Source organism: Synechococcus sp. R6-10 (assembly GCF_047461815.1).
Classification (GTDB): Bacteria; Cyanobacteriota; Cyanobacteriia; order Thermostichales; family Thermostichaceae; genus Thermostichus.
In genome coordinates, this window is record NZ_JANSHW010000182.1 from 1 (window position 1) to 982 (window position 982).

The window sequence follows — 982 nt, forward strand, 5'->3', positions numbered from 1 at the left end:
GGAGCAGAGCAGGCTCAGGGCTACTGAAAGCCCGCTCCGTACCGCTTTAGCGGTCGGAGTCGGGTAGTTTACAGCAGAAAGTGGTAAGCCTACGGCACCGCACCGCTGCTGATAACGAGCTATACTCAGCTGCTGCTGGAGAGGCTGCTGGGGCCGGCCATAATGGGAAAACGCCATCCTGGCTGTGGCGGAATCCTTTGCGAGAGCTTGCCTGCATCCATGCTGGAACACGACATTGTCATCATTGGGGGAGGGCTGGCCGGTTGCCGAGCGGCTTTGGAGGTTATGCGACGGGATCCCAGCCTCGACCTGGCCTTGGTGTCCAAAACCCATCCCATTCGCAGCCACTCGGTAGCAGCCCAAGGGGGCATTGCCGCCGCCTTACAAAATGTTGATCCGCAAGATTCCTGGGAGGCTCATGCCTTCGATACCGTCAAGGGATCCGACTACCTAGCGGATCAAGATGCGGTGGAGATTCTAGCCCGGGAAGCCCCTGAGGTGATCATCGACCTGGAACACCTGGGGGTCTTGTTCTCCCGCCTGCCGGATGGCCGCATTGCCCAGCGGGCCTTTGGGGGACACAGCCACCCGCGCACCTGTTATGCCGCCGACAAAACCGGGCAAGCCATTTTGCACGAGTTGGTGAGCAACCTCAAGCGTTTTGGGGTCAAGCTCTACAGCGAATGGTATGTGCTGGATCTGATCCTGGCAGAAAACCAAGTCCAGGGCGTGGTGATGTTGGAGCAGGCCAGCGGGCGGCTGGAAGTGCTGCGGGCCAAGGCGGTTATGTTGGCTACAGGCGGCTATGGGCGCATCTACAACTCCACTTCCAACGACTTTGCTTCCACCGGCGATGGCATGGCGATGGTGGCGCGGGCCGGCCTGCCTCTGCAGGATATGGAGTTTGTGCAGTTTCATCCCACGGGCCTGTATCCGGTGGGGGTGTTGATCTCAGAGGCAGTGCGTGGAGAGGGGGCCTATC

The 982-nt window shown here is 60.2% G+C and carries 1 protein-coding gene; it reads left to right on the top strand.

Annotation, left to right across the window (positions count from 1 at the left end):
- Positions 1–219: 219 nt before the first annotated feature.
- Positions 220–982, top strand: a 763-nt coding sequence (locus NW837_RS05780; protein ID WP_414329785.1) for an FAD-dependent oxidoreductase, incomplete at its 3' end; no start/stop codon positions are given.